This is a genomic window from Streptomyces pluripotens, assembly GCF_000802245.2.
Taxonomy (GTDB): domain Bacteria; phylum Actinomycetota; class Actinomycetes; order Streptomycetales; family Streptomycetaceae; genus Streptomyces; species Streptomyces pluripotens.
Genome location: NZ_CP021080.1, coordinates 1,634,254 through 1,658,977, shown reverse-complemented (window position 1 = coordinate 1,658,977; position 24,724 = coordinate 1,634,254). Strand labels below are relative to the sequence as shown.

Below are 24,724 nucleotides of genomic sequence, written 5' to 3'. Positions count from 1 at the left end.
ACGATCCCGTGACAACGATCACCCCCGACGCCGGGAACCAAGGGGACGGCAGTCCCTCACTTCGCTCCGGAGCGGGTGCGCCCGGTACGCTCACCGCCGTGCCACACGCTGATCAGTCCCAAACCACCCAGAAGGGCGCTTCCGTGACGTATCCGGGGCCGCCACGACCCGTTCAGGTCTCTGCCACACCCCTGGCGGAGCTGGCCGGACAGCTGGGTGTCGCACCGCCGGAGACCCAGGGGAGCACGGTCGGGGTCACGGGAATCACCCACGACTCCCGTGCCGTCCGCCCCGGTGACCTGTACGCGGCCCTGCCGGGTGCCCGATTGCACGGCGCCGACTTCGTCACCCAGGCCGCCGGCCTCGGTGCCGTCGCCGTGCTCACCGACCCGACCGGTGCCGAGCGTGCCGCGGCTACCAGACTTCCGGTCCTGGTCGTGGCGGATCCGCGCGCACGGATGGGCGAACTCGCGGCCGCCCTCTACGGCCACCCGGGCAGCGACCTGCTCCAGATCGGCATCACCGGCACCTCCGGCAAGACCACCACCGCCTACCTCATCGAGGGCGGCCTGAAGACGGCCAGGTCGACCGGTCTCATCGGCACGGTGGAGATGCGCATCGGCGATGAGCGCATCAAGTCCGAGCGCACCACCCCCGAGGCCACAGACCTGCAGGCGCTGTTCGCCGTCATGCGTGAACGCGGCGTCGAGGCGGTGGCCATGGAAGTCTCCAGCCACGCCCTGGTCCTCGGCCGGGTCGACGGTTGTGTCTTCGACATCGCCGTGTTCACCAACCTCAGCCCGGAACACATGGAGTTCCACTCCGATATGGAGGACTACTTCCGGGCCAAGGCGCAGCTGTTCACCCCGGAGCGCAGCAGGCTCGCCGTCGTCAACGCCGACGACGAGTACGGCCGCCGGCTGGTCAAGGAGGCCTCCGTCCCGGTCGTCACCTTCTCCGCCGAGGGCCACCCCGATGCCGACTGGCGGGCCGAGGACGTCCAGGTCGGTCCCCTGGACTCCACGTTCACCGTCCTCGGCCCGAACGGCGAGCGCGTGCACGCCAGGTCACCGCTGGCCGGCCCGTTCAACGTGGCGAACACGCTGGCCGCCGTCGTCGCCCTCGCCGCGGCCGGCCTCGACCCGCAGGCCGCCGCCGACGGCATCGCCGCCGTGCCGGGTGTCCCGGGCCGGCTGGAGCGCGTCGACGCCGGGCAGCCCTACCTCGCGGTCGTCGACTACGCCCACAAGACCGACGCGGTCGAGTCGGTACTCAGGGCGCTGCGCAAGGTCACCAAGGGCCGGCTGCACGTCGTCCTCGGCTGCGGCGGCGACCGGGACCAGTCCAAGCGTGCCCCGATGGGTGCTGCCGCGGCCCGGCTCTCCGACACGGCGGTACTGACCTCCGACAACCCCCGCTCCGAAGATCCCCTCGCGATCCTCGCGACCATGCTCCAGGGTGCGGCCTCGGTGCCCGCGCACGAGCGTGGCGAGGTGCTCCTCTTCGAGGAGCGGGCCGCCGCCATCGCCGCCGCCGTGGGCCGGGCACGGCCCGGCGACACCGTGCTGGTCGCGGGTAAGGGCCACGAGCAGGGCCAGGACATCGCCGGCGTGGTTCGTCCCTTCGACGACCGCCAGGTGCTTCGCGAAGCTATCCAGAAGACCCAGGGATGAATCTGTGATCGCCCTCTCCCTCGCCGAGATCGCCGCAGTCGTCGGCGGGCAGACGCATGACATACCGGATCCGTCCGTGCAGGTCACGGGACCGGTCGTTAGGGATTCCCGGGAGGTTCGGCAAGGCAGCCTCTTCGCAGCCTTCGTCGGTGAGCGCGTCGACGGCCATGACTACGCCCAGGCGGTGGTCGGGGCCGGCGCGGTCGCCGTGCTGGCGTCCCGGCCGGTCGGGGTGCCCGCGATCGTGGTCGCGGACGTCCAGACGGCTCTCGGTGCCCTGGCCCGGTACGTGGTTCGCCGGCTCGGTGCCACCCTCGTCGCCCTGACCGGGTCCGCGGGCAAGACCAGCACCAAAGACCTGATCGCCCAGGTGCTCCAGCGCAGGGCGCCGACCGTGTTCACACCCGGATCGCTCAACAACGAGATCGGGCTGCCGCTGACCGCCCTGTCCGCCACCGAGGAGACCAGGTTCCTCGTGCTGGAGATGGGCGCCCGCGGTATCGGGCACATCCACTACCTCACCGGACTCACGCCCCCGAAGATCGGCCTCGTCCTCAACGTCGGCACCGCGCACATCGGTGAGTTCGGCGGACGCGAGCAGATCGCCCAGGCCAAGGGCGAACTGGTGGAGGCGCTGCCTGCGGCCGAGGACGGCGGGGCCGCGATCCTCAACGCGGATGATCCGCTGGTCCGGGCCATGGCCACCCGTACCAAGGCGAAAGTGGTCCTTTTCGGAGAGTCGGCCGAAGCGGACGTACGGGCGGAGAACGTGCGACTCACGGACAGTGGACAGCCGGTCTTCAGACTTCACACACCCTCCGGTGCAAGCGATGTGACGATGCGCCTGTACGGTGAGCACCACGTGTCGAACGCGCTCGCCGCGGCCGCCGTCGCCCATGAGCTGGGCATGTCCGCGGAAGAGATCGCCATCGCGCTCTCCGAGGCGGGCTCCCTCTCCCGCTGGCGCATGGAGGTCACCGAGCGCCCGGACGGCGTGACCATCGTCAACGACGCCTACAACGCCAACCCCGAGTCCATGCGGGCCGCTCTCAGGGCGCTCGCGGCCATGGGCAAGGGGCGCCGCACGTGGGCGGTGCTCGGCAAGATGGCCGAGCTGGGGGACGAGGCGCTCGCCGAGCACGACGCCGTCGGGCGGCTCGCCGTCCGGCTCAACGTCAGCAAGCTCGTCGCCGTCGGGGGGATTGAGGCCTCCTGGCTGCAACTGGGCGCATATAACGAGGGTTCGTGGGGTGAGGAGTCGGTGCACGTGTCCGACGCACAGGCGGCGATCGACCTGTTGCGCAGCGAGTTGCGCCCGGGGGACGCCGTACTCGTGAAGGCGTCCCGTTCGGTGGGGCTGGAGAGCGTTGCCCAGGCGCTCGTCGAGAGCGGTGCCGAGGGTGAGGTTGCCGCCCGATGATGAAGCAGATCCTGTTCGCAGGAGTCATTGGTCTCTTCCTCACCCTGATCGGCACGCCGCTGCTGATCAAGCTGCTGGCCCGCAAGGGGTACGGGCAGTACATCCGCGATGACGGTCCGCGCGAGCACGCCAGCAAGCGCGGCACGCCGACGATGGGTGGCATCGCGTTCATCCTGGCGACGGTGATCGCGTACTTCCTGTCGAAGGTGATTACGACCTGGACCACCGACCGGGCGGCCACGCCGACGTTCTCCGGTGTGCTGGTGCTCGGCCTGATGGTCGGTATGGGCATGGTCGGCTTCCTCGACGACTACATCAAGATCGTCAAGCGGCGCTCGCTGGGCCTGCGCGCCAAGGCGAAGATGGCCGGCCAGCTGATCGTCGGTATCGCCTTCGCGGTGCTGTCGCTGATGTTCTCCGACGCGCGCGGCAACACCCCGGCGTCCACGAAGCTGTCGTTCATCACCGACTTCGGCTGGTCGATCGGCCCGGTGCTGTTCGTCGTCTGGGCGCTGTTCATGATCCTCGCGATGTCGAACGGCGTGAACCTCACCGACGGCCTGGACGGACTGGCCACCGGCGCCTCCGTCCTCGTCTTCGGCGCCTACACGTTCATCGGCGTCTGGCAGTTCCAGGAGTCCTGCGCCAATGCGCAGACCCTCACCAACCCCAACGCCTGCTACGAGGTGCGTGACCCGCTCGACCTGGCCGTGGTCGCCTCCGCGTTGATGGGTGCCTGTCTGGGCTTCCTGTGGTGGAACACCTCGCCGGCGAAGATCTTCATGGGTGACACGGGTTCACTCGCTCTCGGCGGTGTCCTCACGGGCCTGGCCATCTGTTCCCGCACCGAGCTGCTGCTGGCCATCATGGGTGGCCTGTTCGTCCTCATCACCATGTCCGTCGTCATCCAGGTCGGCTCCTTCCGGCTCACCGGCAAGCGGGTCTTCCGGATGGCACCACTCCAGCACCACTTCGAACTCAAGGGCTGGTCCGAAGTCCTGGTGGTGGTCCGGTTCTGGATCATCCAGGGAATCTGTGTGATCGTCGGACTCGGTCTCTTCTACGCGGGATGGGCAGCGCACAAGTGACCTCCACCTCGGAGCTCTTCGACTTTCAGGGCAAGCACGTCACCGTCGCCGGTCTCGGTGTCTCCGGCATCCCGGCTGCCAAGGTGCTGCACGCGCGCGGCGCCGTCGTCACGGTCGTCAACGACGGCGACGACGCACGTGCGCGCGAACAGGCCGCGGAACTGGAGGCCCTCGGCATCACCGTGCGCCTGGGAGACGGCGCGACCCTGCCGGAGGGCACCGAGCTGATCGTCACCACGCCCGGCTGGAAGCCGGACAAGCCGCTGTTCCTGGCCGCGGCAAAGGCGGGTGTGCCGGTCTGGGGCGATGTGGAACTGGCCTGGCGCCTCAGAGGCCCGGGCGCGGCCCCCTGGCTGGCCGTGACGGGCACCAACGGCAAGACCACCACCGTCCAAATGCTCGCCGCGATCCTGACGGCGGCCGGCCTGCGCACGGCCGCCGTCGGCAACATCGGGGTCTCCCTGCTGGACGTTGTCCTGGGCGAGGAGGAGTACGACGTCCTCGCCGTCGAGCTCTCCAGCTACCAGCTGCACTGGGCGCCCTCGCTGCGCGCCCACTCCGCCGCCGTCCTCAACCTCGCGCCCGACCACCTCGACTGGCACGGTTCCATGGAGGCCTACGCCGCGGACAAGGGCCGCATCTACGAAGGCAATCGTGTCGCCTGCGTCTATAACGTGGCTGACAAGCTCACCGAGGGGCTGGTGCGCGAGGCCGACGTCGAGGAGGGCTGCCGAGCCATCGGGTTCACCCTCGGTACGCCTGCTCCCTCCCAACTCGGCGTCGTGGACGGCATTCTGGTCGACCGTGCTTTCGTGACGGACCGGCAGAAGAACGCGCAAGAACTGGCCGAGGTCTCGGACGTGCGCCCCCCGGCCCCGCACAACATCGCCAACGCCCTGGCCGCGGCAGCCCTCGCGCGGGCCTTCGGCGTGCCCGCAGGGGCCGTACGTGAGGGGCTGCGCGCCTTCCGCCCCGACGCCCACCGGATCACGCACGTCGCCGACCTGGGCCAGGTGGCTTACGTGGATGACTCCAAAGCGACCAACACCCATGCCGCGGAAGCCTCGTTGGCCGCGTATGAGTCGATTGTATGGATTGCCGGCGGTCTGGCGAAGGGCGCGCTCTTCGACGAACTGGTCGCCAAGTCGGCGAAGCGGCTCCGCGGCGTTGTCCTGATCGGCGCCGACCAGGCACTCATCCGTGATGCCCTTGCGCGACACGCCCCGGAAGTCCCCGTGGTCGCCCTCGACCGGACCGACACTGGGGCGATGCTCCAGGCGGTGACGGAAGCGAAGCGGCTGGCTCAGCCCGGTGACACCGTGCTGCTGGCCCCGGCCTGCGCCTCCATGGACATGTTCACCAACTACAACCAGCGCGGTGACGCGTTCGCGGCGGCGGTCCGCGAGCTCGGCGCCTGACCCGGCCGCCTGCCGGGCGGATCTTGGGAGGGACGCGTGGGACGGCCGACGTTCAACGGAGGCGTTGATGCCCAGTAGTCGTACCGGCCGGCCACCCGCACCGCGGGCGCCCCGGCGTCCGGCCGCCGCCCGGCCGGTGCGCGAGAATCCTCTCCGACGGCTCCACGCGCGTGCATGGAAGGCCTGGGACCGGCCGCTCACCGCCTACTACTTGATCGCCGGCGGCAGCCTGCTGCTCATCGTGCTGGGCCTGGTGATGGTCTACTCGGCTTCCCAGATCACCGCGTTGCAGCTGTCGCTGCCCGGGTCGTACTTCTTCCGTAAGCAGTTCCTCGCGGCGCTCATCGGTGGCGTACTGCTGTTCGCCGCCTCCCGCATGCCGGTGAAACTGCACCGGGCGTTGGCCTACCCGATCCTGGCCGGCGCCGTCTTCCTGATGATCCTGGTGCAGGTGCCCGGGATAGGGGTGACGGTCAACGGCAACCAGAACTGGATCCCCATCGGCGGCTCCTTCCAGGTTCAGCCCAGCGAGTTCGGGAAGCTCGCCCTGGTGCTGTGGGGAGCGGACCTGATCGCCCGCAAGCAGGAGAAGAAGCTGCTCACCCAGTGGAAGCACATGTTGGTGCCGCTGGTGCCGGCGGCCTTCCTGCTGCTGGGGCTGATCATGCTCGGCGGCGACATGGGCACCGCGATCATTCTCACGGCGATCCTGTTCGGTCTGCTGTGGCTCGCAGGCGCGCCGACCCGGCTGTTCGCCGGTGTGCTGTCGATCGCCGCGGTGATCGGTGTGATCCTCATCAAGACTAGCCCCAACAGGATGGCCCGGCTCGCCTGCATCGGCGCCACCGAGCCCAGGTCGGGAGTCGCCGACTGTTGGCAGGCCGTGCACGGAATCTATGCCCTCGCCTCCGGTGGACTCTTCGGATCCGGACTCGGCGCGAGTGTGGAAAAATGGGGCCAACTACCCGAAGCCCACACCGATTTCATTTTCGCCGTCACCGGTGAGGAACTGGGCCTCGCGGGGACGCTGTCGGTGCTGGCTCTGTTCGCCGCTCTAGGCTATGCGGGTATCCGCGTGGCCGGACGCACGGAGGACCCGTTCGTGAGGTATGCCGCGGGAGGCGTGACGACCTGGATCATCGCCCAGGCGGTGATCAACATTGGTGCGGTGCTCGGCCTGCTGCCGATCGCCGGTGTCCCCCTTCCGCTGTTCTCCTACGGGGGTTCCGCCCTGCTGCCGACCATGTTCGCGATCGGGCTGCTGATCGCCTTCGCACGCGACGAACCCGCTGCGCGGGCGGCGCTTGCGATGCGGCAACCCCGCTTTGGTAGAAAGCGGGCGGGAGCCTCCGCGACCGGCCGGGTGTCCGGACGGGGATCACGGAGATGGAACACGATGCGACGACGTGCCCCGGTGGCGCGGTCGTCCGGAGAGCGGTGAATTTCGGTGCATGTCGTACTCGCCGGTGGGGGGACCGCCGGCCACATCGAGCCCGCGCTCGCCCTCGCGGACGCCCTGCGCAGGCAGGACCCGACTGTTGGGATCACGGCCCTGGGCACGGAGCGCGGCCTGGAGACCAGGCTCGTCCCCGAGCGTGGCTATGAGCTGGCGTTGATCCCGGCGGTGCCGCTGCCGCGCAAACCCACTCCCGAGCTGATCACCGTCCCGGGCCGGCTGCGCGGCACGATCAAGGCGGCCGAGCAGATCCTGGAGCGCACCAAGGCGGATGCCGTGGTCGGCTTCGGGGGCTATGTCGCCCTGCCCGCCTACCTGGCCGCCAAGCGCCTTGGTGTGCCCATCGTGATCCACGAGGCCAATGCCCGCCCCGGCCTGGCCAACAAGATCGGTTCGCGGTACGCCGCCCAGGTCGCCGTCTCCACGCCGGACAGCAAGCTCCGCAACGCGCGCTACATCGGCATCCCGCTGCGGCGTTCCATCGCCACCCTTGATCGTGCCGCCGCCCGCCCGGAGGCGCGGGCCCGCTTCGGCCTCGACCCGAACCTGCCCACGCTGCTCGTCTCGGGTGGCTCGCAGGGTGCCCGCCGGCTGAACGAGGTGGTCCAGCAGGTCGCTCCGCGGCTGCAGCAGTCCGGTATCCAGATCCTGCACGCGGTCGGTCCGAAGAACGAACTGCCGCACGTGCAGCAGATGCCGGGGATGCCGCCCTACATCCCGGTAAGTTACCTGGACCGGATGGACCTCGCGTACGCCGCGGCCGACATGATGCTGTGCCGTGCCGGCGCGATGACCGTCGCCGAACTCTCCGCCGTCGGACTTCCGGCCGCCTACGTTCCGCTGCCCATCGGCAACGGCGAACAGCGGCTGAACGCCCAGCCGGTGGTCAAGGCGGGCGGCGGACTCCTCGTCGACGATGCGGAGCTCACACCCGAATGGGTGCAGCAGAGCGTCCTGCCCGTGCTCGCCGACCCGCACCGACTGTACGAGATGTCCCGCGCGGCAAGTGAGTTCGGTCGCCGGGACGCCGACGAGCTGCTCGTCGGCATGGTGCACGAGGCGATTGCCTCCCGCCGTTAGGACCGTATGACGAAAGGGTAGTGAGCGTGGCCGGACCGACGACCGCCGAACGCGGTGAACGCCAGCAGGAGTCGTCCGGTCCGCGGTCCGCCCGCCGACGCCTTCGTGTGATCGTCATTCTGGCGGTGGTCACCGTGCTCCTCGGGGTCGGTGGCACGTGGGTGTTGTACGGCTCGGACTGGTTGCGCGTCGGCCACGTCTCGGTGTCGGGTACGCGCGTGCTGACCCCTGCGGAGGTGCGCAAGGCTGCAGCCGTGCCCGTCGGGGCTCCGATGATCTCCATCGACACGGAGGGCATCGAAGCCCGGCTCCGCCGGAAATTGCCCAGAATCAGCACCGTTGACGTGGTCCGCTCCTGGCCCCACGGGATCGGCTTGAAAGTGACTGAGCGTATTCCGGTCCTGCTCGTCCAAAAGAGCGGCCAGTTCGTCGAAGTCGACGACGAAGGTGTGCGTTTCGCCACGGTTCCGCAGGCACCGGAGGACGTTCCCCTGCTGAAGCTGTCCGTCTCCCGCAGGGGTTCGGGTGCCGCCAGCCTTCGTCGCTTCGGTGTCGACCGGCTGGTGCGCGAGGCGGTCCAGGTCACGGGGGATCTGCCGGCCGCCGTCTCGCGGGACACCCGGACCGTGCAGGTCCGCTCCTATGACGACATCTCACTGGAGTTGGTCGGGGCCCGGACCGTTCTGTGGGGGAGCGGCGAGGACGGCCGCACCAAGGCACGGGCCCTCACCGCGCTCATGAAAGCAGCTCCCGGCGCACGGCACTTCGACGTCAGCGCTCCCATCGCCCCTGCGTCATCAGGGAGTTGACGCACATCCGTGCAGGCCAGCACCCTGGTTGGGCACTGCTACGGCTGATCACATAGGGTGAAAAGAAAAACGGGAGGTTCGGCGTGTTCGTTGAACGGGCGCCACTTGTCGACTTAGTGTCCTGTTCAGAAGACTCCAGGGAACAGACACACTGGTAACCCTAAACTTCAAGGTTAGGGTTCGGGTCGGCGCTACGGACCGTCCCATTCGGCAACTGTCGTACTCGCGCGGGGCACCGCGCGGCGGCGACAACGTAATTCGAGGCGAGAGGCCTTCGACGTGGCAGCACCGCAGAACTACCTCGCAGTCATCAAGGTCATCGGTGTCGGCGGCGGTGGTGTCAATGCCATCAACCGGATGATCGAGGTCGGTCTCAAGGGCGTCGAGTTCATTGCCATCAACACCGACGCACAGGCGCTGTTGATGAGCGACGCCGACGTCAAGCTCGACGTCGGCCGCGAACTCACCCGCGGACTCGGCGCCGGAGCCAACCCGGCCGTCGGCCGCAAGGCCGCCGAGGACCACCGTGAGGAGATCGAGGAGGTCCTCAAGGGGGCCGACATGGTCTTCGTGACGGCCGGTGAGGGCGGCGGCACCGGCACCGGCGGCGCGCCCGTCGTGGCCAACATCGCACGTTCCCTGGGCGCCCTGACGATCGGCGTGGTCACGCGTCCGTTCACCTTCGAGGGGCGGCGCCGCGCGAACCAGGCGGAGGACGGCATTGCCGAACTGCGCGAAGAGGTCGACACCCTCATCGTCATCCCCAACGACCGACTGCTGTCGATCTCGGACCGTCAGGTCTCGGTCCTGGACGCCTTCAAGTCGGCCGACCAGGTCCTGCTCTCCGGCGTCCAGGGCATCACCGACCTCATCACCACGCCCGGCCTGATCAACCTGGACTTCGCCGATGTGAAGTCGGTCATGTCCGAGGCTGGTTCGGCCCTGATGGGCATCGGCTCGGCCCGCGGTGACGACCGCGCCGTGGCCGCAGCCGAGATGGCGATCTCCTCGCCGCTGCTGGAGGCGTCCATCGACGGAGCCCGTGGTGTGCTGCTCTCCATCTCCGGCGGCTCCGACCTCGGCCTGTTCGAGATCAACGAGGCTGCACAGCTGGTCAGTGAGGCGGCTCACCCCGAGGCCAACATCATCTTCGGCGCGGTCATCGACGACGCCCTCGGCGACGAGGTCCGGGTCACCGTGATCGCGGCCGGGTTCGACGGGGGCCAGCCCCCCGCCCGCCGCGACAACGTCCTCGGCTCCGCCTCGGCCTCGGCTCCGACGCCTGCCCGCCGTGAGGAATCGGTTCCGGCGCGGCAGGCCGAGCCCAGCCGTCCGTCCTTCGGCTCGCTCGGCAGCGTGAAGCCCAAGGAGGAGCCGGAGCCGGCGCCCGAGCCGGTGGCCGACATCCCGGTCGCCTCGCCGGTCACACCGGCCCCGCGCACCTACGCGGACAGCGCGGCTGAGGAACTGGACGTGCCGGACTTCCTGAAGTGATAGGACAGCGCGAGAGCGTGAGCGGCGCGCACTTCGCCTTCACCGACCGGTGGGGTGGGGTGAGCGCCGCTCCGTATGAGGAGCTCAACCTCGGCGGAGCCGTCGGCGACGCGGCCGGCGCTGTCCGGGACAACCGGGAACTGGCGGCGCAGTCGCTGGGCTTGGACCACGCCCGGGTGGTCTGGATGAACCAGGTGCACGGCGCCGACGTGGCCGTGGTCGAGGAGCCTTGGGGGGAACCCTCCGTTCCGGAGGTCGACGCGATCGTCACCGCCCGGCGTGGACTCGCCCTCGCCGTGCTCACCGCCGACTGCGTGCCGGTCCTGCTGGCTGACCCCGTCGCCGGGGTCGTCGCCGCGGCCCACGCGGGCCGGCCCGGCATGGTCAAGGGGATCGTCCCAGCCGCCGTACGGGCCATGGTCGGACTCGGTGCCGAACCGGACCGCATCGTCGCCCGCACCGGACCGGCCGTGTGCGGGCGGTGCTACGAGGTGCCGGAGGCGATGCGCGCTGAGGTGGCTGCCGTCGAGCCGGCAGCGCACGCTGAGACCAGCTGGGGTACGCCTGCGGTCGACGTGAGCGCCGGCGTGCGCGCGCAGCTGAACCGTCTCGGGGTGTGCGACCGGGCGCAGTCCCCGGTGTGCACGCTGGAGTCGGCGGACCACTTCTCGTACCGTCGCGACCGCACCACCGGGCGGCTCGCGGGCTATGTCTGGCTGGACTGATGGGGAATGACAGACCGTAAGACCGAAATCGCCGCGAATCTGGCGAAAGTGGAAGAGCGCATCGCGGCCGGGTGTGTGGCGGCGGCGCGCAAGCGGGAAGAGGTGACCCTGATCGTGGTCACCAAGACCTACCCGGCGAGCGATGTGCGGATCCTGTCGGGGCTCGGCGTCCGTCACGTCGCGGAGAACCGTGACCAGGACGCGGCGCCGAAGGCTGCCGCGTGCGCGGATCTGCCCCTCACCTGGCACTTCGTCGGTCAGTTGCAGACCAACAAGGTGCGTTCCGTGGTCGGTTACGCCGATGTCGTGCAGTCCGTGGACCGTGCCCGACTGGTCGTTGCTCTGTCGAAGGAGGCGGTGCGGGCCGGGCGTGAGCTGGGCTGCCTCATCCAGGTCGCACTGGATGCGGGTGCGAGCGGGCGGGGGGAACGTGGTGGCGTGGCCCCGGACGGAATCGAAGAGTTGGCCGACCTCGTCGCCGGCGCACCGGGACTGCGGCTCGACGGGCTGATGACCGTCGCACCGCTCACCGGGGAGTACGCCGGACGTGAACGGGCGGCGTTCGGACGGCTCATGGATTTGTCGACTGACCTGCGCCGAGCCCATCCGGCTGCAACCATGGTGTCGGCAGGGATGAGTGCGGACCTCGAACAGGCCGTGGCTGCCGGGGCGACACATGTGCGCGTCGGCAGCGCGGTACTCGGAGTCCGCCCCAGGCTCGGGTAACGTCGCCAGGAAGTCGGACCACAGCAGAAAATATGGTCAATGCCCACGTAGATGAGCGCAACGACCACGTGGATCGCGGGCACTTGGCAGTCGTCAGTCGATCCACCACAGAGCGGAGGACTCAGAGCATGGCCGGCGCGATGCGCAAGATGGCGGTCTACCTCGGCCTCGTGGAGGACGATGGGTACGACGGCCGCGGATTCGACCCCGACGACGACTTCGAACCGGAACTTGACCCGGAGCCCGAGCGGGACCACCGACGGCACGAGCCGTCGCACCAGTCGCACGGTGCACATCAGCCCCAAAGAGACGAACCGGTACGAGTGGTGCAGCCTCCGGCGCCTCGCGACCCGGTCCCCCACTCCGCCGCGGTGACGGCGGATTCGGGGCGCCCAGCGCGGATCGCGCCCGTGGCGTCCATCACACAAGAACGTCAGTCCCTGGAGAAGAACGCACCGGTGATCATGCCCAAGGTCGTGTCGGAACGAGAGCCTTACCGGATCACCACGCTTCACCCGCGGACCTACAACGAGGCCCGTACCATCGGGGAACACTTCCGTGAGGGCACCCCGGTGATCATGAATCTGACTGAGATGGATGACACAGACGCAAAGCGACTTGTCGACTTTGCGGCTGGTTTGGTGTTTGGTCTTCACGGCAGCATCGAGCGGGTGACGCAGAAGGTGTTCCTGTTGTCTCCTGCTAACGTCGATGTCACGGCGGAGGACAAGGCCCGCATCGCAGAGGGCGGGTTCTTCAACCAGAGCTGAGACGCACCACCAGATCGGCACCCGGAAGAGCACGGGGCAAAGGGGAGAGGGAAGCGCAGACCATGAGCGTGTTCGCGCAGGTGATCTACATCGCGCTGATGGTGTTCTTCATCGTGCTCATCTTCCGGCTGGTCATGGAGTACGTCTTCCAGTTCGCCCGCTCGTGGCAACCCGGCAAGGCGATGGTGGTCGTACTGGAGGCCACCTACACTGTCACCGATCCACCGCTGAAGCTTCTGCGGCGGTTCATTCCGCCGCTGCGTCTCGGGGGCGTGGCGCTCGACCTGTCCTTCTTCGTACTGATGATCATCGTCTGGATTCTCATCGCCATCGTGCAGAACTTCGCGAGATGAGTGTGTGGACGACCCGGTCTTGCCGACTGCCGATGACTACGTTGAGGTGAAGAGATGCCGTTGACCCCCGAGGACGTGCGGAACAAGCAGTTCACGACCGTCCGCCTCCGAGAAGGCTATGACGAGGACGAGGTCGATGCCTTCCTCGATGAGGTCGAAGCCGAACTGACCCGCCTGCTCCGCGAGAACGAGGACCTGCGCGCCAAACTGGCCGCCGCGACGCGTGCCGCTGCCCAGAACCAGCAGAACATGCGCAAGCCTCCGGAGGGCCAGGACCAGCAGCATCCTCAACAACAGGGCATGCGAGGCCCGGGTGCGCCGGTGCCCGCCGGCATATCGGGCCCGCCGCAGCAGCAGATGGGCGGCCCCATGGGCGGCCCACCCCAGCTGCCGAGCGGTGCCCCGCAGTTGCCTGCCGGTCCCGGAGGACAGGGCGGCCCGCAGGGTCCGGGTCCGCAGGGTCCGGGCCCGATGGGGCAGGGCCCGATGGGGCAGGGGCCCATGGGCCAAGGCCCCATGGGCGGTCAGCCTCCCATGCAGCAGCAGATGGGTGGCCCCATGGGCGGTCCGGGCATGCCCGGCCAGGGTCCCGGTGGCGACAGCGCCGCCCGTGTCCTCTCACTGGCCCAGCAGACCGCCGACCAGGCGATCGCCGAGGCCCGCTCCGAGGCCAACAAGATCGTCGGCGAGGCCCGCAGCCGAGCCGAGGGTCTGGAGCGCGACGCCCGTGCCAAGGCCGACGCCCTGGAGCGGGACGCGCAGGAGAAGCACCGCGTCGCCATGGGCTCGCTGGAGTCCGCCCGCGCCACGCTGGAGCGCAAGGTCGAGGACTTGCGCGGCTTCGAGCGCGAGTATCGCACGCGTTTGAAGTCGTATCTGGAGTCACAGCTGCGCCAGTTGGAGACCCAGGCCGACGACTCCCTCGCCCCGCCGCGCACTCCGGCCGCCGCGTCCCTGCCGCCGTCCCCGTCGCCCTCCATGGCCCCGGCCGGCGCGAGCGCCCCGTCCTACGGCGGTAACCAGACGATGGGCGGCTCGCCCGCTCCGTCGGCACCGTCCTACGGCGGCCAGCAACAGATGACACCAGCCATGACCCAGCCCATGGCTCCGGTTCGTCCGCAGGGCCCGTCCCCGATGGGCCAGGCTCCCTCGCCGATGCGCGGTTTCTTGATCGACGAGGACGACAACTGAGGGCCGGTCACGGCCAGTAGTACGCCACAGGCGTCGGCAGCGTTCAGGGCGGGACCCCGGACTTCGGTCCGGGGTCCCGCCCTGTTACGCGTGTCGACACGAGCCGGGGGCCGGTGAGGGCAACTGCCATGGCCGCGGTCTCCCGCCCGAGAAGCCCGGAACACGGGGCGGACGACTTGCTGTGCCCGACGATCCGAAGGGGACCTACGACGTCGGCCCGTCCGCCGAGCTCCGGCCGCCGCGGTCCGCAGGACAGCCGGTCGTCTCGTCCCCCGGTGCTCAGCAGGACGCCGGGCGTCCGGCCCGCCCCGACGCAGCCTTCGCTCTGCCGCGACGCCGAAGGGCCCGGCTCGCCCTGGGAGCCGGGCCCTTCGGGCTACTCAGCGCTCAGTCCCTGCGCAGGCGGAACGTGAGGGACAGACCCTCGTCCGCGAACGGCTTGCCGTAGCTGTCGTCCGCCCCACCCTGGGCGAAGTCGGTGGCCAGGACCTCGTCGGCGATCAGCTCGGCGTGCTCGTCCAGGGCCGCGACGACCGCCGGGTCAGTGGAGGTCCAGCGCAGCGCGATCCGGTCGGCCACGTCCAGGCCGCTGTTCTTGCGAGCCTCCTGGATCAGTCGGATCGCGTCGCGGGCCAGGCCCGCCTGCCGCAGTTCCTCGCTGATCTCCAGATCCAGCGCGACCGTGGCACCGGAGTCGGAGGCCACCGACCAGCCCTCACGCGGGGTTTCCGTGATGATCACTTCGTCCGGGGCGAGGGCGACCGTCTCACCGTCGACCGTCACGGACGCCGTGCCCGCACGCAGCGCGAGGGACAGGGCAGCGGCGTCCGCACCAGCGATGGCCTTGGCCACGTCCTGCACCCGCTTGCCGAACCGCTTGCCCAGGGCCCGGAAGTTGGCCTTGGCGGTGGTGTCCACCAGGCTGCCGCCGACCTCGGACAGCGAGGCCAGCGACGTGACGTTCAGCTCTTCCGTGATCTGGGTGTGCAGTTCCGGGTCCAGGGAGTCGAAGCCGGTCGCCGCGATCAACGCACGAGACAGCGGCTGACGCGTCTTCACCCCGGACTCCGCACGCGTGGCACGGCCCAACTCCACCAGCCGGCGGACCAGGACCATCTGCCTGGACAGCTCCGGATCGATGGCGCTCAGGTCAGCCGCCGGCCAGGACGCCAGGTGCACGGACTCCGGCGCGCCCGGCGTGACCGGGACGACCAGGTCCTGCCACACTCGCTCGGCGATGAACGGGGTGATCGGCGCCATCAGCTTGGTGACCGTCTCCAGCACCTCGTGCAGCGTGCGCAGCGCGGCCTTGTCGCCCTGCCAGAAGCGCCGCCGCGAGCGGCGGACGTACCAGTTCGACAGGTCGTCCACGAACGCGGACAGCAGCTTGCCGGCGCGCTGGGTGTCGTACGCCTCCAGCGCCTGGGTCACCTGGTCGGTGAGCGCGTGCAACTCGGACAGCAGCCAGCGGTCCAGCAGCGGGCGTTCGGCCGGCGCCGGGTCCGCCGCGCTGGGAGCCCAGTCCGACGTACGGGCGTACAGGGCCTGGAAGGCGACCGTGTTCCAGTACGTCAGCAGCGTCTTGCGGACGACTTCCTGGATGGTGCTGTGGCCGACCCGGCGGGCCGCCCACGGGGAACCGCCGGCTGCCATGAACCAGCGCACCGCGTCCGCGCCGTGCTGGTCCATGAGCGGGATCGGCTGCAGGATGTTGCCCAGGTGCTTGGACATCTTGCGACCGTCCTCGGCGAGGATGTGGCCGAGGCAGACGACGTTCTCGTACGACGACCTGTCGAAGACGAGCGTGCCGACGGCCATCAACGTGTAGAACCAGCCGCGGGTCTGGTCGATCGCCTCGGAGATGAACTGCGCCGGATACCGGCTCTCGAACAGCTCCTTGTTCTTGTACGGATAGCCCCACTGCGCGAACGGCATCGAGCCCGAGTCGTACCAGGCGTCGATGACCTCCGGCACGCGCGCGGCCGTCTTGCCGCAGCCCTCGTGCGGGCAGGCGAAGGTGACCTCGTCGATGTAAGGGCGGTGTGGGTCCAGGCCCGACTGGTCGGTGCCCGACAGCTCGGTCAGTTCGGCGCGGGAGCCGACGCAGGTCAGGTGGTCATCCTCGCAGCGCCAGACCGGCAGGGGGGTGCCCCAGTAGCGGTTGCGGGACAGCGCCCAGTCGATGTTGTTGTTGAGCCAGTCGCCGAAGCGGCCGTGCTTGACCGTCTCCGGGAACCAGTTGGTCTTCTCGTTCTCCTGGATGAGCCGGTCCTTGACAGCCGTGGTGCGGATGTACCAGGAGGGCTGCGCGTAGTACAGCAGCGCGGTGTGGCAGCGCCAGCAGTGCGGATAGCTGTGCTCGTACGGCAGGTGCTTGAACAGGAGGCCGCGCTGTTGGAGATCCTCGGTGAGCTTCTCGTCCGCCTTCTTGAAGAACACGCCGCCGACCAGCGGCACGTCTTCCTCGAAGGTGCCGTCCGGGCGGACCGGGTTCACCACGGGCAGGCCATAGGCGCGGCAGACCTTGAGGTCGTCCTCACCGAAGGCGGGTGACTGGTGCACCAGGCCCGTACCGTCCTCGGTGGTGACGTAGTCGGCGTTCACCACGTAGTGGGCGGGCTCTGGAAACTCCACCAGCTCGAACGGGCGCCGGTACGTCCAGCGCTCCATCTCGGCGCCGGTGAAGGTCTGACCGGTGGCTTCCCAACCCTCACCCAGCGCCTTGGCGAGCAGCGGCTCGGCGACGACGAGCTGCTCCGCGCCATCGGTCGCCACGACATAGGTCACCTCGGGGTGCGCGGCGACCGCTGTGTTGGACACCAGGGTCCAGGGGGTCGTCGTCCACACCAGGAGCGCGGCCTGGCCGGTGAGGGGACCGGAGGTGAGCGGGAAGCGCACGTACACGGACGGGTCCACGACCGTTTCGTAGCCCTGTGCCAGTTCGTGGTCCGACAGGCCCGTGCCACAGCGCGGGCACCAGGGGGCGACGCGGTGGTCCTGGACCAGCAGGCCCTTGTTGAAGATCTCCTTCAGCGACCACCAGACGGACTCCACGTACTCGGGGTCCATGGTCCGGTAGGCGTCGTCCAGGTCGACCCAGTAGCCCATGCGGGTCGTCAGCTCGGCGAACGCGTCGGTGTGCCGAGTCACCGACTCGCGGCACTTGGCGTTGAACGCGGCGATGCCGTACGCCTCGATGTCCTGCTTGCCGGAGAAGCCCAGCTCCTTCTCGACGGCGAGTTCCACGGGCAGGCCGTGGCAGTCCCAGCCGGCCTTGCGGGCCACGTGGTAGCCGCGCATGGTGCGGAACCGGGGGAAGACGTCCTTGAAGACGCGCGCCTCGATGTGGTGGGCGCCGGGCATGCCGTTGGCGGTGGGCGGGCCTTCGTAGAACACCCACTCGGGGCGGCCCTCGGACTGCTCCAGGCTCTTCGCGAAGATCTTCTGCTCACGCCAGAAGTCGAGCACGGCGTGCTCAAGAGCGGGCAGGTCGACCTGTGCGGGCACCTGGCGGTACGTCGGCGCTGTCATCTGCGAGCATCCTCCAACGGACTTGCTGCCTTCCGTCGGAGGGACGAGAGCCTTCGTTGCTGCCTACGCCGTGTGCGGCGCGCTCCCGCGGTACCACCCTCCTTGGCCCCCGCCGCGCCGTACGCGCCGGTGAGCCCCCTCATTGGGGTCGCGAGCCGGTTCTACTTGCCCCGGCCTCGCGGCTGTGGCTTTCTTCCGGCGGCTCCGGGGTGATCTTCACGTCGCGCTCGCCCCCGGGCTCACACCGTCCCCGGGTCGCTCTGGGCCGCTTACGCCGCTACTCGTCCCCATCCATGCTTTTCGCTCCGCCCAGTGTACGGCGCCGTGCGACAGCGGCGGACCGGTATTCTTCGCCGACCGTGCCCGGGCCCGTGCGCGCCGGAGGGATGACCCGAATGGCGCGGGACGTGGCGCTCGGCTCCGGGGAGCACGGCCCTGGCGGATTACCCGGCCGGGAGCTGGGCACAACGGAGGCATGCCCACGGGCCGGGGGGTGCGGGCGGGCGAATCAGGCGGTGTGCCCCGTTGCCGCGGGACTCAAGTCGATTTATCGTCCCAGCACGATTCGCGAGCAACATCACAATATGTGAAGGGGTCGCGGCCATGGTGGCGAAAGAGACCGCCGTACAGCAGCCGGCGACCGTCCGGCCCAGGGACGCAGCCGCCTCCGGCGGTGCGGCTGCCTTTGATGGCGGGGCCAGGGCAGTAGCCGGAAGGGAGTCCGCGCGCGCCGGGACCGCTTCGACCGGACGGGCAGGGCTCCGGAAGACAGCCGCCGAGCAGACGGCCGCAGGGAGATCGCCAGCCAAGAAGGCCGTGGCGGGGAAGGAAGGTGCCGGGGAGGCGTCGGCCGCGCAGACACCGCCGAAGGACCAGGCGGCTGTGGAGAAGCCGGCCGCGGAGAAGCCGGCCGGGAAGAAGCCGGCCGGGAAGAAGCCGGTCGGGAAGAAGCCGGTCGGGAAGAAACCGGTCGGGAAGAAGTCCGCCGGGAAGAAGCCGGCGGCGAAGATGGCAGCCGTGACCGCCGGGGAGACGGCGACGGGCAGGGTGGCTGGCGACAAGGTGGCCGGGAACCGGTCGGGGGCAAAGAAGCCGGCCAGCAAGACCGCGGCCAAGAAGGTGTCCGCGGGGCGGGCGCGGGCCCAGAACGCGGTTCCCGGGAACGCCCCCGAGAAGCCGGCGGCAGGCAAGACGCAGGACAGGAAGGCATCGGTCGAGAAGGCCCCGGTGCAGAAGGCCGGCGCGAAGAAGACGGGCGGTGAGGACGCCTCCGCCGAGGCGGTCGGGCAGAGCACGGCCAGGAAAGCGGGCGCGGCGCGGAACGCGAAGCAGACGGGAGCCACGACAGTGGGAGCGAAGAAGACTCCTGGCACGGCCACGGCGGGGCAGAACGCCGTCCCCAAGGCACGGGGCACCGGGGCAGAGCCCGGCGAGTTGGCGGTACGCCCCGGCGAAGACCCCTGGACCTCGGAAGAGGTCGCGCAGGCCCGCGCGGAACTGCAGTCCGAGACGGAGCGACTGAGAGAGGAGATCACCTCGTCCGAGGCGTCCCTCGTCGGCCTGATGCGGGATTCCGGGGACGGCGCGGGCGACGACCAGGCCGACACCGGCACCAAGAACATCACGCGCGAGCACGAGATGGCCCTGGCTGCCAACGCGCGCGAAATGTTGGTCCAGACCGAGCGTGCCCTGGACCGGCTGGACGCCGGCACCTACGGCCTGTGCGAGAACTGCGGCAACCCCATCGGCAAGGCCAGGATGCAGGCCTTCCCACGGGCCACGCTGTGCGTGGAGTGCAAACAGAAGCAGGAACGCCGCTCCTGAGCGCGAGGGGCCGCCGGGACGTGCCGTAGTCTCGTCCTCAGTCAGGCACCTAGGTTGAGGGACTCACGTGGCAGAGGCGGAGCGCATCATCGGTACGCCGGACACCCCGGACGACAACGGCGAGCAGGCGGCGGCCGGAGCGCCGCCCGGCGCCGGCGTGTCCGGTGCGGCCGGGCCGCAGGCCCCGGCGCAGCAGCAGTCCGGTCGCGCGCGCCGGATCGCGGTGCTGTTCGCGGTGGCCGCGTTCGCCTACGCCCTCGACCTGATCAGCAAGACGCTCGTCGTCGCCAAGTTGGAGGGGCACGCGCCGATCAGCCTCGTCGGAGACCTGTTGGAGCTGCACGCCACCCGCAACCCGGGGGCCGCTTTCGGTTTCGGCGCGGCCTTCACCGTGATCTTCACGCTGATCGCGGCTGCGGTGATCGTGGTGATCATCCGCCTGGCCCGCAAGCTCTACAGCTTCCCCTGGGCGATCGCCCTGGGACTGCTGCTCGGCGGCGCGCTCGGCAACCTCACCGACCGGATCTTCCGCGCGCCGGGAGTCTTCCAGGGCGAGGTGGTGGACTTCATCGCGCCCAAGGGCTTCGCCGTGTTCAACCTGGCCGACTCGGCGATCGTGTGCGGCGGCATCCTGATCGTGCTGCTGTCCTTCCGCGGCCTGGACCCGGACGGCACGGTCCATCGCGACTGACGGCCCGGCCCGGAAGGAAGCGCTGGACCGGGGCCGCGGGGACCGAAGGGCAGTGGTGTCCGCGGGGGTGTCCGCGGGGGTGTCCGCGGCGGTTTGTCCACAGGCTCGTTCGGCGGCCGCGCGCCCGTCCGGCATACTCGTCTGGTGAGCACGATTCCCGAGATCCGTACCCTGCCCGTGCCCGACGGCCTGGAGGGCGAGCGCGTCGACGCCGCCATCTCCCGCATGTTCGGCTTCTCCCGTACGAAGGCGGCGGAACTGGCCGCAGCCGGCAAGGTCCAGGTCGACGGCACGATGGTCGGCAAGTCCGAGCGGGTGCGCGGTGGTGCCTGGCTGGAGGTCGAGATGCCGCAGGCGCCCGCGCCGGTGCAGGTGGTCGCCGAGCCGGTCGAGGGCATGGAGATCGTGCACGACGACGATGACGTGGTCGTGATCGTCAAGCCGGTCGGCGTTGCTGCGCACCCCTCGCCGGGCTGGTCCGGGCCCACCGTCATCGGTGGGCTCGCCGCAGCGGGCTACCGGATCTCCACCTCCGGTGCCGCCGAGCGGCAGGGCATCGTGCACCGCCTCGACGTCGGCACCTCGGGCCTGATGGTCGTCGCCAAGTCCGAGTACGCGTACACGTCGCTCAAGCGTCAGTTCAAGGAACGTACGGTCGACAAGCGTTACCACACCCTGGTCCAAGGGCACCCGGACCCGACCAGTGGCACCATCGACGCCCCGATCGGCCGCCATCCGCACCACGACTACAAGTGGGCGGTCACAGCCGACGGAAAGCCCTCGGTGACCCACTACGACCTCGTCGAGGCCTTCCGAGCCGCCTCCCTGCTCGACGTGAAGCTGGAGACCGGCCGGACCCACCAGATCCGCGTCCACATGGCCGCGCACCGCCACCCTTGCGTCGGCGATCTCACCTACGGCGCCGACCCCACCCTCGCCAAGCGGCTGCGCCTGACCCGCCAGTGGCTGCACGCGGTCCGGCTCGGCTTCGAGCATCCCGGGGACGGACGGTGGGTCGAGTTCACGAGCGACTACCCCGAGGACCTGCAGAACGCCCTCGACCAGGTCCGTGCGGAGACGTACGCGTGAGCCTGCCGTACACCGTCCGGATCGCCGAGGACTCCGCCGACCGCGAGGCCTGCTTCACGGTCCGCAAGGAGGTCTTCGTGGGAGAGCAGGGCGTCGCCGAGAGCATCGAATACGACGCCTATGACGCCGTCGCCGTGCATGTCCTGGCAGCCCGCGAGGACGGTGCACCGCTCGGTACCGGCCGGTTGCTGTACGGCGAGGCGGCCACCGGAAAGACCGGTGGGGACCCGGCGGTGGGCTCCCTGGGCAGACTCGCCGTCTGCCCGGAGGCACGCGGGCTCGGGGTCGGCGCGGCCCTGGTCCGGGCCATCGAAGGGGCGGCACGCGCACGGGGTCTGACCGCGGTGGACCTGCATGCGCAGACCCATGCCCTGGGCTTCTACGAACGACTCGGCTACACGGCGTACGGCCCTGAATTCCCGGACGCCGGCATACCGCACCGGGCGATGCGCCGCACTCTGTAGCGGCGGCGCGCAACGCACTTTCCAGCCGGCCGGATGGCACCCTGGAGCCCTGCCGTGTGATCGTCGACTCCCGGAGCGCCGGCCGTGGATCAGTTGGCCCTGTTGTTCGCACTCCTGCTCGGGGCCTTGGTGAGCGTCCCGCTGGGGGACCGGTTCGGGGTGCCGGCGCCGGTGCTGATGACGCTGTTCGGCGGGGTGCTGGCGGTGGCCGACTTCGTGCCCGACGTGGACATCCCGCCCGATCTGATCCTGCCCGCGCTGTTGCCGCCGCTGCTCTACGCCGCCGTGCGCCGGACTTCCTGGCGGCAGTTCGCGGCCAACATCCGCCCCATCCTCCTGCTGGCCGTCGCCCTGGTGTGCGTGACGATGGTGTGCGTGGCGTTCGTCGCCCACGCGATCGTGCCCAAACTGCCGATCGCCGCCGCCTTCGTGCTCGGCGCACTGATCGCGCCGCCCGACCCGGTCGCCGCGACGAGCGTTGCGGGCCAGCTGGGGCTGCCGCGCCGTTTGGTGTCGATCCTGGAAGGTGAGGGGCTCTTCAACGACGTCACGGCCATCGTGCTGTACCACATGGCGGTCGCCGCCGTGGTGAGCGGCGCGTTCTCGGTATGGCAGGCCGGCCTGGACCTTGTGCTGTCCGCCGTCGTCGCGCTGGTCATGGGGCTGGTGCTGGGCTGGGGCGCGAACAAGCTGATGGACGTGCTGGACGATCCGACACTGCAGATCGGCATGACACTGCTCGTGCCGTACGCCTCCTATGTGCTCGCCGAGAAGCTGCACGGTTCCGGGGTGCTCGCCGTGCTCACCACCGCCCTCTTCCTCGCGGAGTACGCCACTGACGCCGATGCGGTGATGACCCGGCTGGCCGGGCACACCTTCTGGGACATCATCGACACCCTGGTCACGGGCGTGGCCTTCGGACTGATCGGTCTGGAACTGCACAACGCCATCCGTACGGCCACGGGGCGATGGAGTGTGCTGCTGGGCTGGGCGGCGACCGTCGCCGGCGTGGTGATCGTCGTACGGCTGCTGTGGTTGCTGCCCGCCACCTGGCTGACCAAGCGGCTGCACGCCCGCCGGGACTACGACGAGGACATTCCGGTCAGCTGGCGGGAAACCGTGGTGATGTGGTGGTCCGGTATGCGGGGGGTGGCGTCGGTGGCGCTGGCGCTGGCCATCCCGCTGAAGACCGATGCCGGGTCTGCGTTTCCCGACCGGGGTGAGATCGTCTTCATCGCCTTCGGGGTGATCATCGGCACGTTGGTGTTGCAGGGGCTGACCCTGCCATGGCTCGTCCGGCGGCTCGGGGTGCGGGCCGACGCCGAGGGCGAGAAGGAGTTCGAGAAGGACCTGGCCGTGCGGGCCGCGAAGGCGGCCAGGCGCAGGCTACGGGAGATCGAGGAAGTGGAGGAGCTGTCCGAGGAGCTGTCCGAGCAGATGCTGCGGACGGCCTTCGACATCGGTATCCGGATCAGCCCGGACATGGGGGAGGAGGAACGTCGGGAGGCCCAGCATCAGCGTGCCAGACGACTGAAGCGCATCCGGCGCATCCAGGCGGAGATGCTGAGCGCTGCGCGGCACGAGGTATTGGCGGCGCGCAGCGAGCCCGGTGCCGACCCGGAGGTCGTGGACCGGGTGCTTCGGCACCTCGATGTGCGCAGCCTGCGCTGAATTCCCCTCCCACCCGGGCACCACCCGCTACGGCCGGATGCCGGATGTCTGCCGTGCGGGTGCGGCGCGGTCCGTGGCTGCCACTGGTGCGGTCCGTCAGCCTCAGCCGGGGTGGGGGACCCCGTACGCCTTGCGCAGGGAAGGTCCGGCAGGGGACGGGGAGCGGTGTGGTGGGGGATCGGCATCCGCGGTGTTGACCCGAGGAAGAGCGTAGGGGTGCTCCGCCGACAGCCAGGTGATCATCTGTTCGCGGACCGTGACCCGTACCGTCCAGATGTCGTTCGCGTCCTTCGCCGTCACCAGGGCGCGTACCTGGATGGTGTTCGGTGTCGTGTCCGTCACCTGCAAGCTGCAGGCGCGACCGTCCCAGGCGGGGCACCGGCGCACGATGTCGCGCAGTTTCTCGCGCATCGTCTCCACGGGCGCACTGTGGTCGAGGTGCCAGAAGACCGTTCCGGTCATCTGTGGGGTGCCGCGGGACCAGTTCTCGAACGGCTTGGACGTGAAGTACGACACCGGCATGGTGAAGCGGCGCTCGTCCCAGGTACGCACCGTCAGGAAGGTCAGTGTGATCTCCTCGACGGTGCCCCACTCGCCGTCCACGACGACCGTGTCGCCGATGCGCACCATGTCACCGAAGGCGATCTGCAGCCCTGCGAACAGGTTCGACAGCGTGGACTGGGCGGCGACACCGGCCACGATGCCGACGACACCCGCCGAGGCCAGCAGCGATGCGCCGGCGGTCCGCATGGCCGGGAACGTCAGCAGCATTGCGGCCACCGCGACCACGCCGACGGCGGCGGACACCACGCGCATGATCAGCGTCAGCTGGGTGCGTACTCGCCGGACCCGCGCCAGATCGTGGTGGGCGCGGGCGTAGCCGGTGTAAGTCGTCTCCACCGCCGCCGCCGCGATCCGGATCGCCAGCCAGGCCGTCGCCCCGATCAGCACCAGGGTCAGCGTCCGTCCGATGCCGACCCGGTGTTCCCGGAGCAGTCCCACCTGGTCGTAGCAGCCTCTGAGCAGGGCGGCGCACAGCACCATCTGGTACGGGACACGGGCACGCCGCAGCAGCCCCCACAGCGGTGTCTCACTGTGGCGGTCGTCGGCCTTGCGGAGCAGCAGGTCCGTGGCCCAGCCGATGAGCACGGTCAGGAACACGGACCCGCCGACCACGATCACGGGTCGGAGCAGGGTCTCCATGTCTGCGACCGTAACCGGCTCTGCCGGGGAGCGAACCTGTGACTTTGG

20 protein-coding genes are annotated in these 24,724 nt (G+C 69.6%); 18 read left to right on the top strand and 2 right to left on the bottom strand.

From position 1 onward, the window contains the following. The first annotated feature begins 8 nt into the window (after positions 1-8). The 13 genes from LK06_RS07325 (at position 9) to LK06_RS07265 (ending at position 14,203) form a co-directional block, all read left to right on the top strand. The gene (locus LK06_RS07325) at positions 9-1,673 is read left to right on the top strand and encodes a UDP-N-acetylmuramoyl-L-alanyl-D-glutamate--2,6-diaminopimelate ligase (protein WP_174673820.1); all 1,665 of its coding nucleotides are present in this window, start codon (positions 9-11) and stop codon (positions 1,671-1,673) included. A gap of 4 nt (positions 1,674-1,677) precedes the next feature. Beyond that, entirely contained in the window at positions 1,678-3,093 is a 1,416-nt protein-coding gene (locus tag LK06_RS07320) for a UDP-N-acetylmuramoyl-tripeptide--D-alanyl-D-alanine ligase (protein WP_039655876.1), read from the top strand. After that, positions 3,093-4,181, top strand: coding sequence for a phospho-N-acetylmuramoyl-pentapeptide-transferase (gene mraY / locus LK06_RS07315; protein WP_039656099.1), 1,089 nt, complete (start codon positions 3,093-3,095; stop codon positions 4,179-4,181). The genes LK06_RS07320 and mraY overlap by 1 nt, the downstream gene beginning before the upstream one ends. Further along, entirely contained in the window at positions 4,163-5,599 is a 1,437-nt protein-coding gene (murD, locus tag LK06_RS07310; RefSeq protein ID WP_174673819.1) for a UDP-N-acetylmuramoyl-L-alanine--D-glutamate ligase, read from the top strand. Before mraY ends, murD begins: the two co-directional genes overlap by 19 nt. A 67-nt stretch (positions 5,600-5,666) precedes the next feature. After that, positions 5,667-7,040: a putative lipid II flippase FtsW gene (gene ftsW, locus LK06_RS07305; RefSeq protein WP_039655878.1), complete on the top strand. Its 1,374-nt coding sequence runs from the start codon at positions 5,667-5,669 to the stop codon at positions 7,038-7,040. Between the two features lie 6 nt (positions 7,041-7,046). Then, entirely contained in the window at positions 7,047-8,135 is a 1,089-nt protein-coding gene (murG, locus tag LK06_RS07300; RefSeq protein WP_043434501.1) for an undecaprenyldiphospho-muramoylpentapeptide beta-N-acetylglucosaminyltransferase, read from the top strand. Between the two features lie 26 nt (positions 8,136-8,161). Next, entirely contained in the window at positions 8,162-8,944 is a 783-nt protein-coding gene (locus tag LK06_RS07295; protein ID WP_039656101.1) for a cell division protein FtsQ/DivIB, read from the top strand. A 279-nt stretch (positions 8,945-9,223) separates the two neighbouring features. Beyond that, entirely contained in the window at positions 9,224-10,438 is a 1,215-nt protein-coding gene (gene ftsZ / locus LK06_RS07290; RefSeq protein WP_039655880.1) for a cell division protein FtsZ, read from the top strand. Continuing rightward, on the top strand, positions 10,435-11,163 hold the full coding sequence (gene pgeF, locus LK06_RS07285) for a peptidoglycan editing factor PgeF (protein ID WP_043406908.1): 729 nt from the start codon (positions 10,435-10,437) through the stop codon (positions 11,161-11,163). Before ftsZ ends, pgeF begins: the two co-directional genes overlap by 4 nt. 6 nt (positions 11,164-11,169) lie before the next feature. Further along, positions 11,170-11,889, top strand: coding sequence for a YggS family pyridoxal phosphate-dependent enzyme (locus tag LK06_RS07280; RefSeq protein ID WP_039655884.1), 720 nt, complete (start codon positions 11,170-11,172; stop codon positions 11,887-11,889). A 128-nt stretch (positions 11,890-12,017) separates the two neighbouring features. Further along, positions 12,018-12,659: a cell division protein SepF gene (locus tag LK06_RS07275; RefSeq protein WP_039655885.1), complete on the top strand. Its 642-nt coding sequence runs from the start codon at positions 12,018-12,020 to the stop codon at positions 12,657-12,659. Between the two features lie 62 nt (positions 12,660-12,721). Next, complete coding sequence (locus tag LK06_RS07270; RefSeq protein WP_039655887.1) at positions 12,722-13,012, top strand: YggT family protein; 291 nt, start codon at positions 12,722-12,724, stop codon at positions 13,010-13,012. A 54-nt stretch (positions 13,013-13,066) separates the two neighbouring features. After that, positions 13,067-14,203 carry a DivIVA domain-containing protein gene (locus LK06_RS07265; protein ID WP_039655889.1) on the top strand — a complete coding sequence of 379 codons (1,137 nt, stop codon included), beginning with the start codon at positions 13,067-13,069 and terminating at the stop codon, positions 14,201-14,203. 387 nt (positions 14,204-14,590) lie between these two features. Here LK06_RS07265 and ileS read toward each other — a convergent pair whose 3' ends face one another. Continuing rightward, positions 14,591-17,734, bottom strand: coding sequence for an isoleucine--tRNA ligase (gene ileS, locus LK06_RS07260; protein WP_043406911.1), 3,144 nt, complete (start codon positions 17,732-17,734; stop codon positions 14,591-14,593). Between the two features lie 816 nt (positions 17,735-18,550). On the opposite strand from ileS, the gene LK06_RS07250 reads away from it, so the two are divergent. The 5 genes from LK06_RS07250 to LK06_RS07230 all read left to right on the top strand — a co-directional run bounded on the left by LK06_RS07250 (position 18,551) and on the right by LK06_RS07230 (position 23,473). Next, positions 18,551-19,558, top strand: coding sequence for a TraR/DksA C4-type zinc finger protein (locus tag LK06_RS07250; RefSeq protein WP_324618352.1), 1,008 nt, complete (start codon positions 18,551-18,553; stop codon positions 19,556-19,558). Positions 19,559-19,625: 67 nt separating this feature from the next. Continuing rightward, a complete protein-coding gene (lspA, locus tag LK06_RS07245) occupies positions 19,626-20,249 on the top strand; it encodes a signal peptidase II (RefSeq protein ID WP_039655893.1) in 624 nt (207 codons plus the stop codon). A gap of 144 nt (positions 20,250-20,393) precedes the next feature. Continuing rightward, a complete protein-coding gene (locus tag LK06_RS07240) occupies positions 20,394-21,338 on the top strand; it encodes an RluA family pseudouridine synthase (RefSeq protein ID WP_039655895.1) in 945 nt (314 codons plus the stop codon). Beyond that, positions 21,335-21,802, top strand: a complete 468-nt coding sequence (locus tag LK06_RS07235) for a GNAT family N-acetyltransferase (RefSeq protein WP_039655896.1) — start codon at positions 21,335-21,337, stop codon at positions 21,800-21,802. The genes LK06_RS07240 and LK06_RS07235 overlap by 4 nt, the downstream gene beginning before the upstream one ends. An 84-nt stretch (positions 21,803-21,886) precedes the next feature. Beyond that, positions 21,887-23,473 carry a Na+/H+ antiporter gene (locus LK06_RS07230; protein WP_039655898.1) on the top strand — a complete coding sequence of 529 codons (1,587 nt, stop codon included), beginning with the start codon at positions 21,887-21,889 and terminating at the stop codon, positions 23,471-23,473. Between the two features lie 102 nt (positions 23,474-23,575). Here the strand turns inward: LK06_RS07230 and LK06_RS07225 are convergent, their stop codons facing one another. Further along, positions 23,576-24,676 (bottom strand): mechanosensitive ion channel family protein, encoded by a 1,101-nt coding sequence (locus LK06_RS07225; protein ID WP_039655900.1) that lies wholly within the window; start codon positions 24,674-24,676, stop codon positions 23,576-23,578. Positions 24,677-24,724 lie beyond the last annotated feature (48 nt).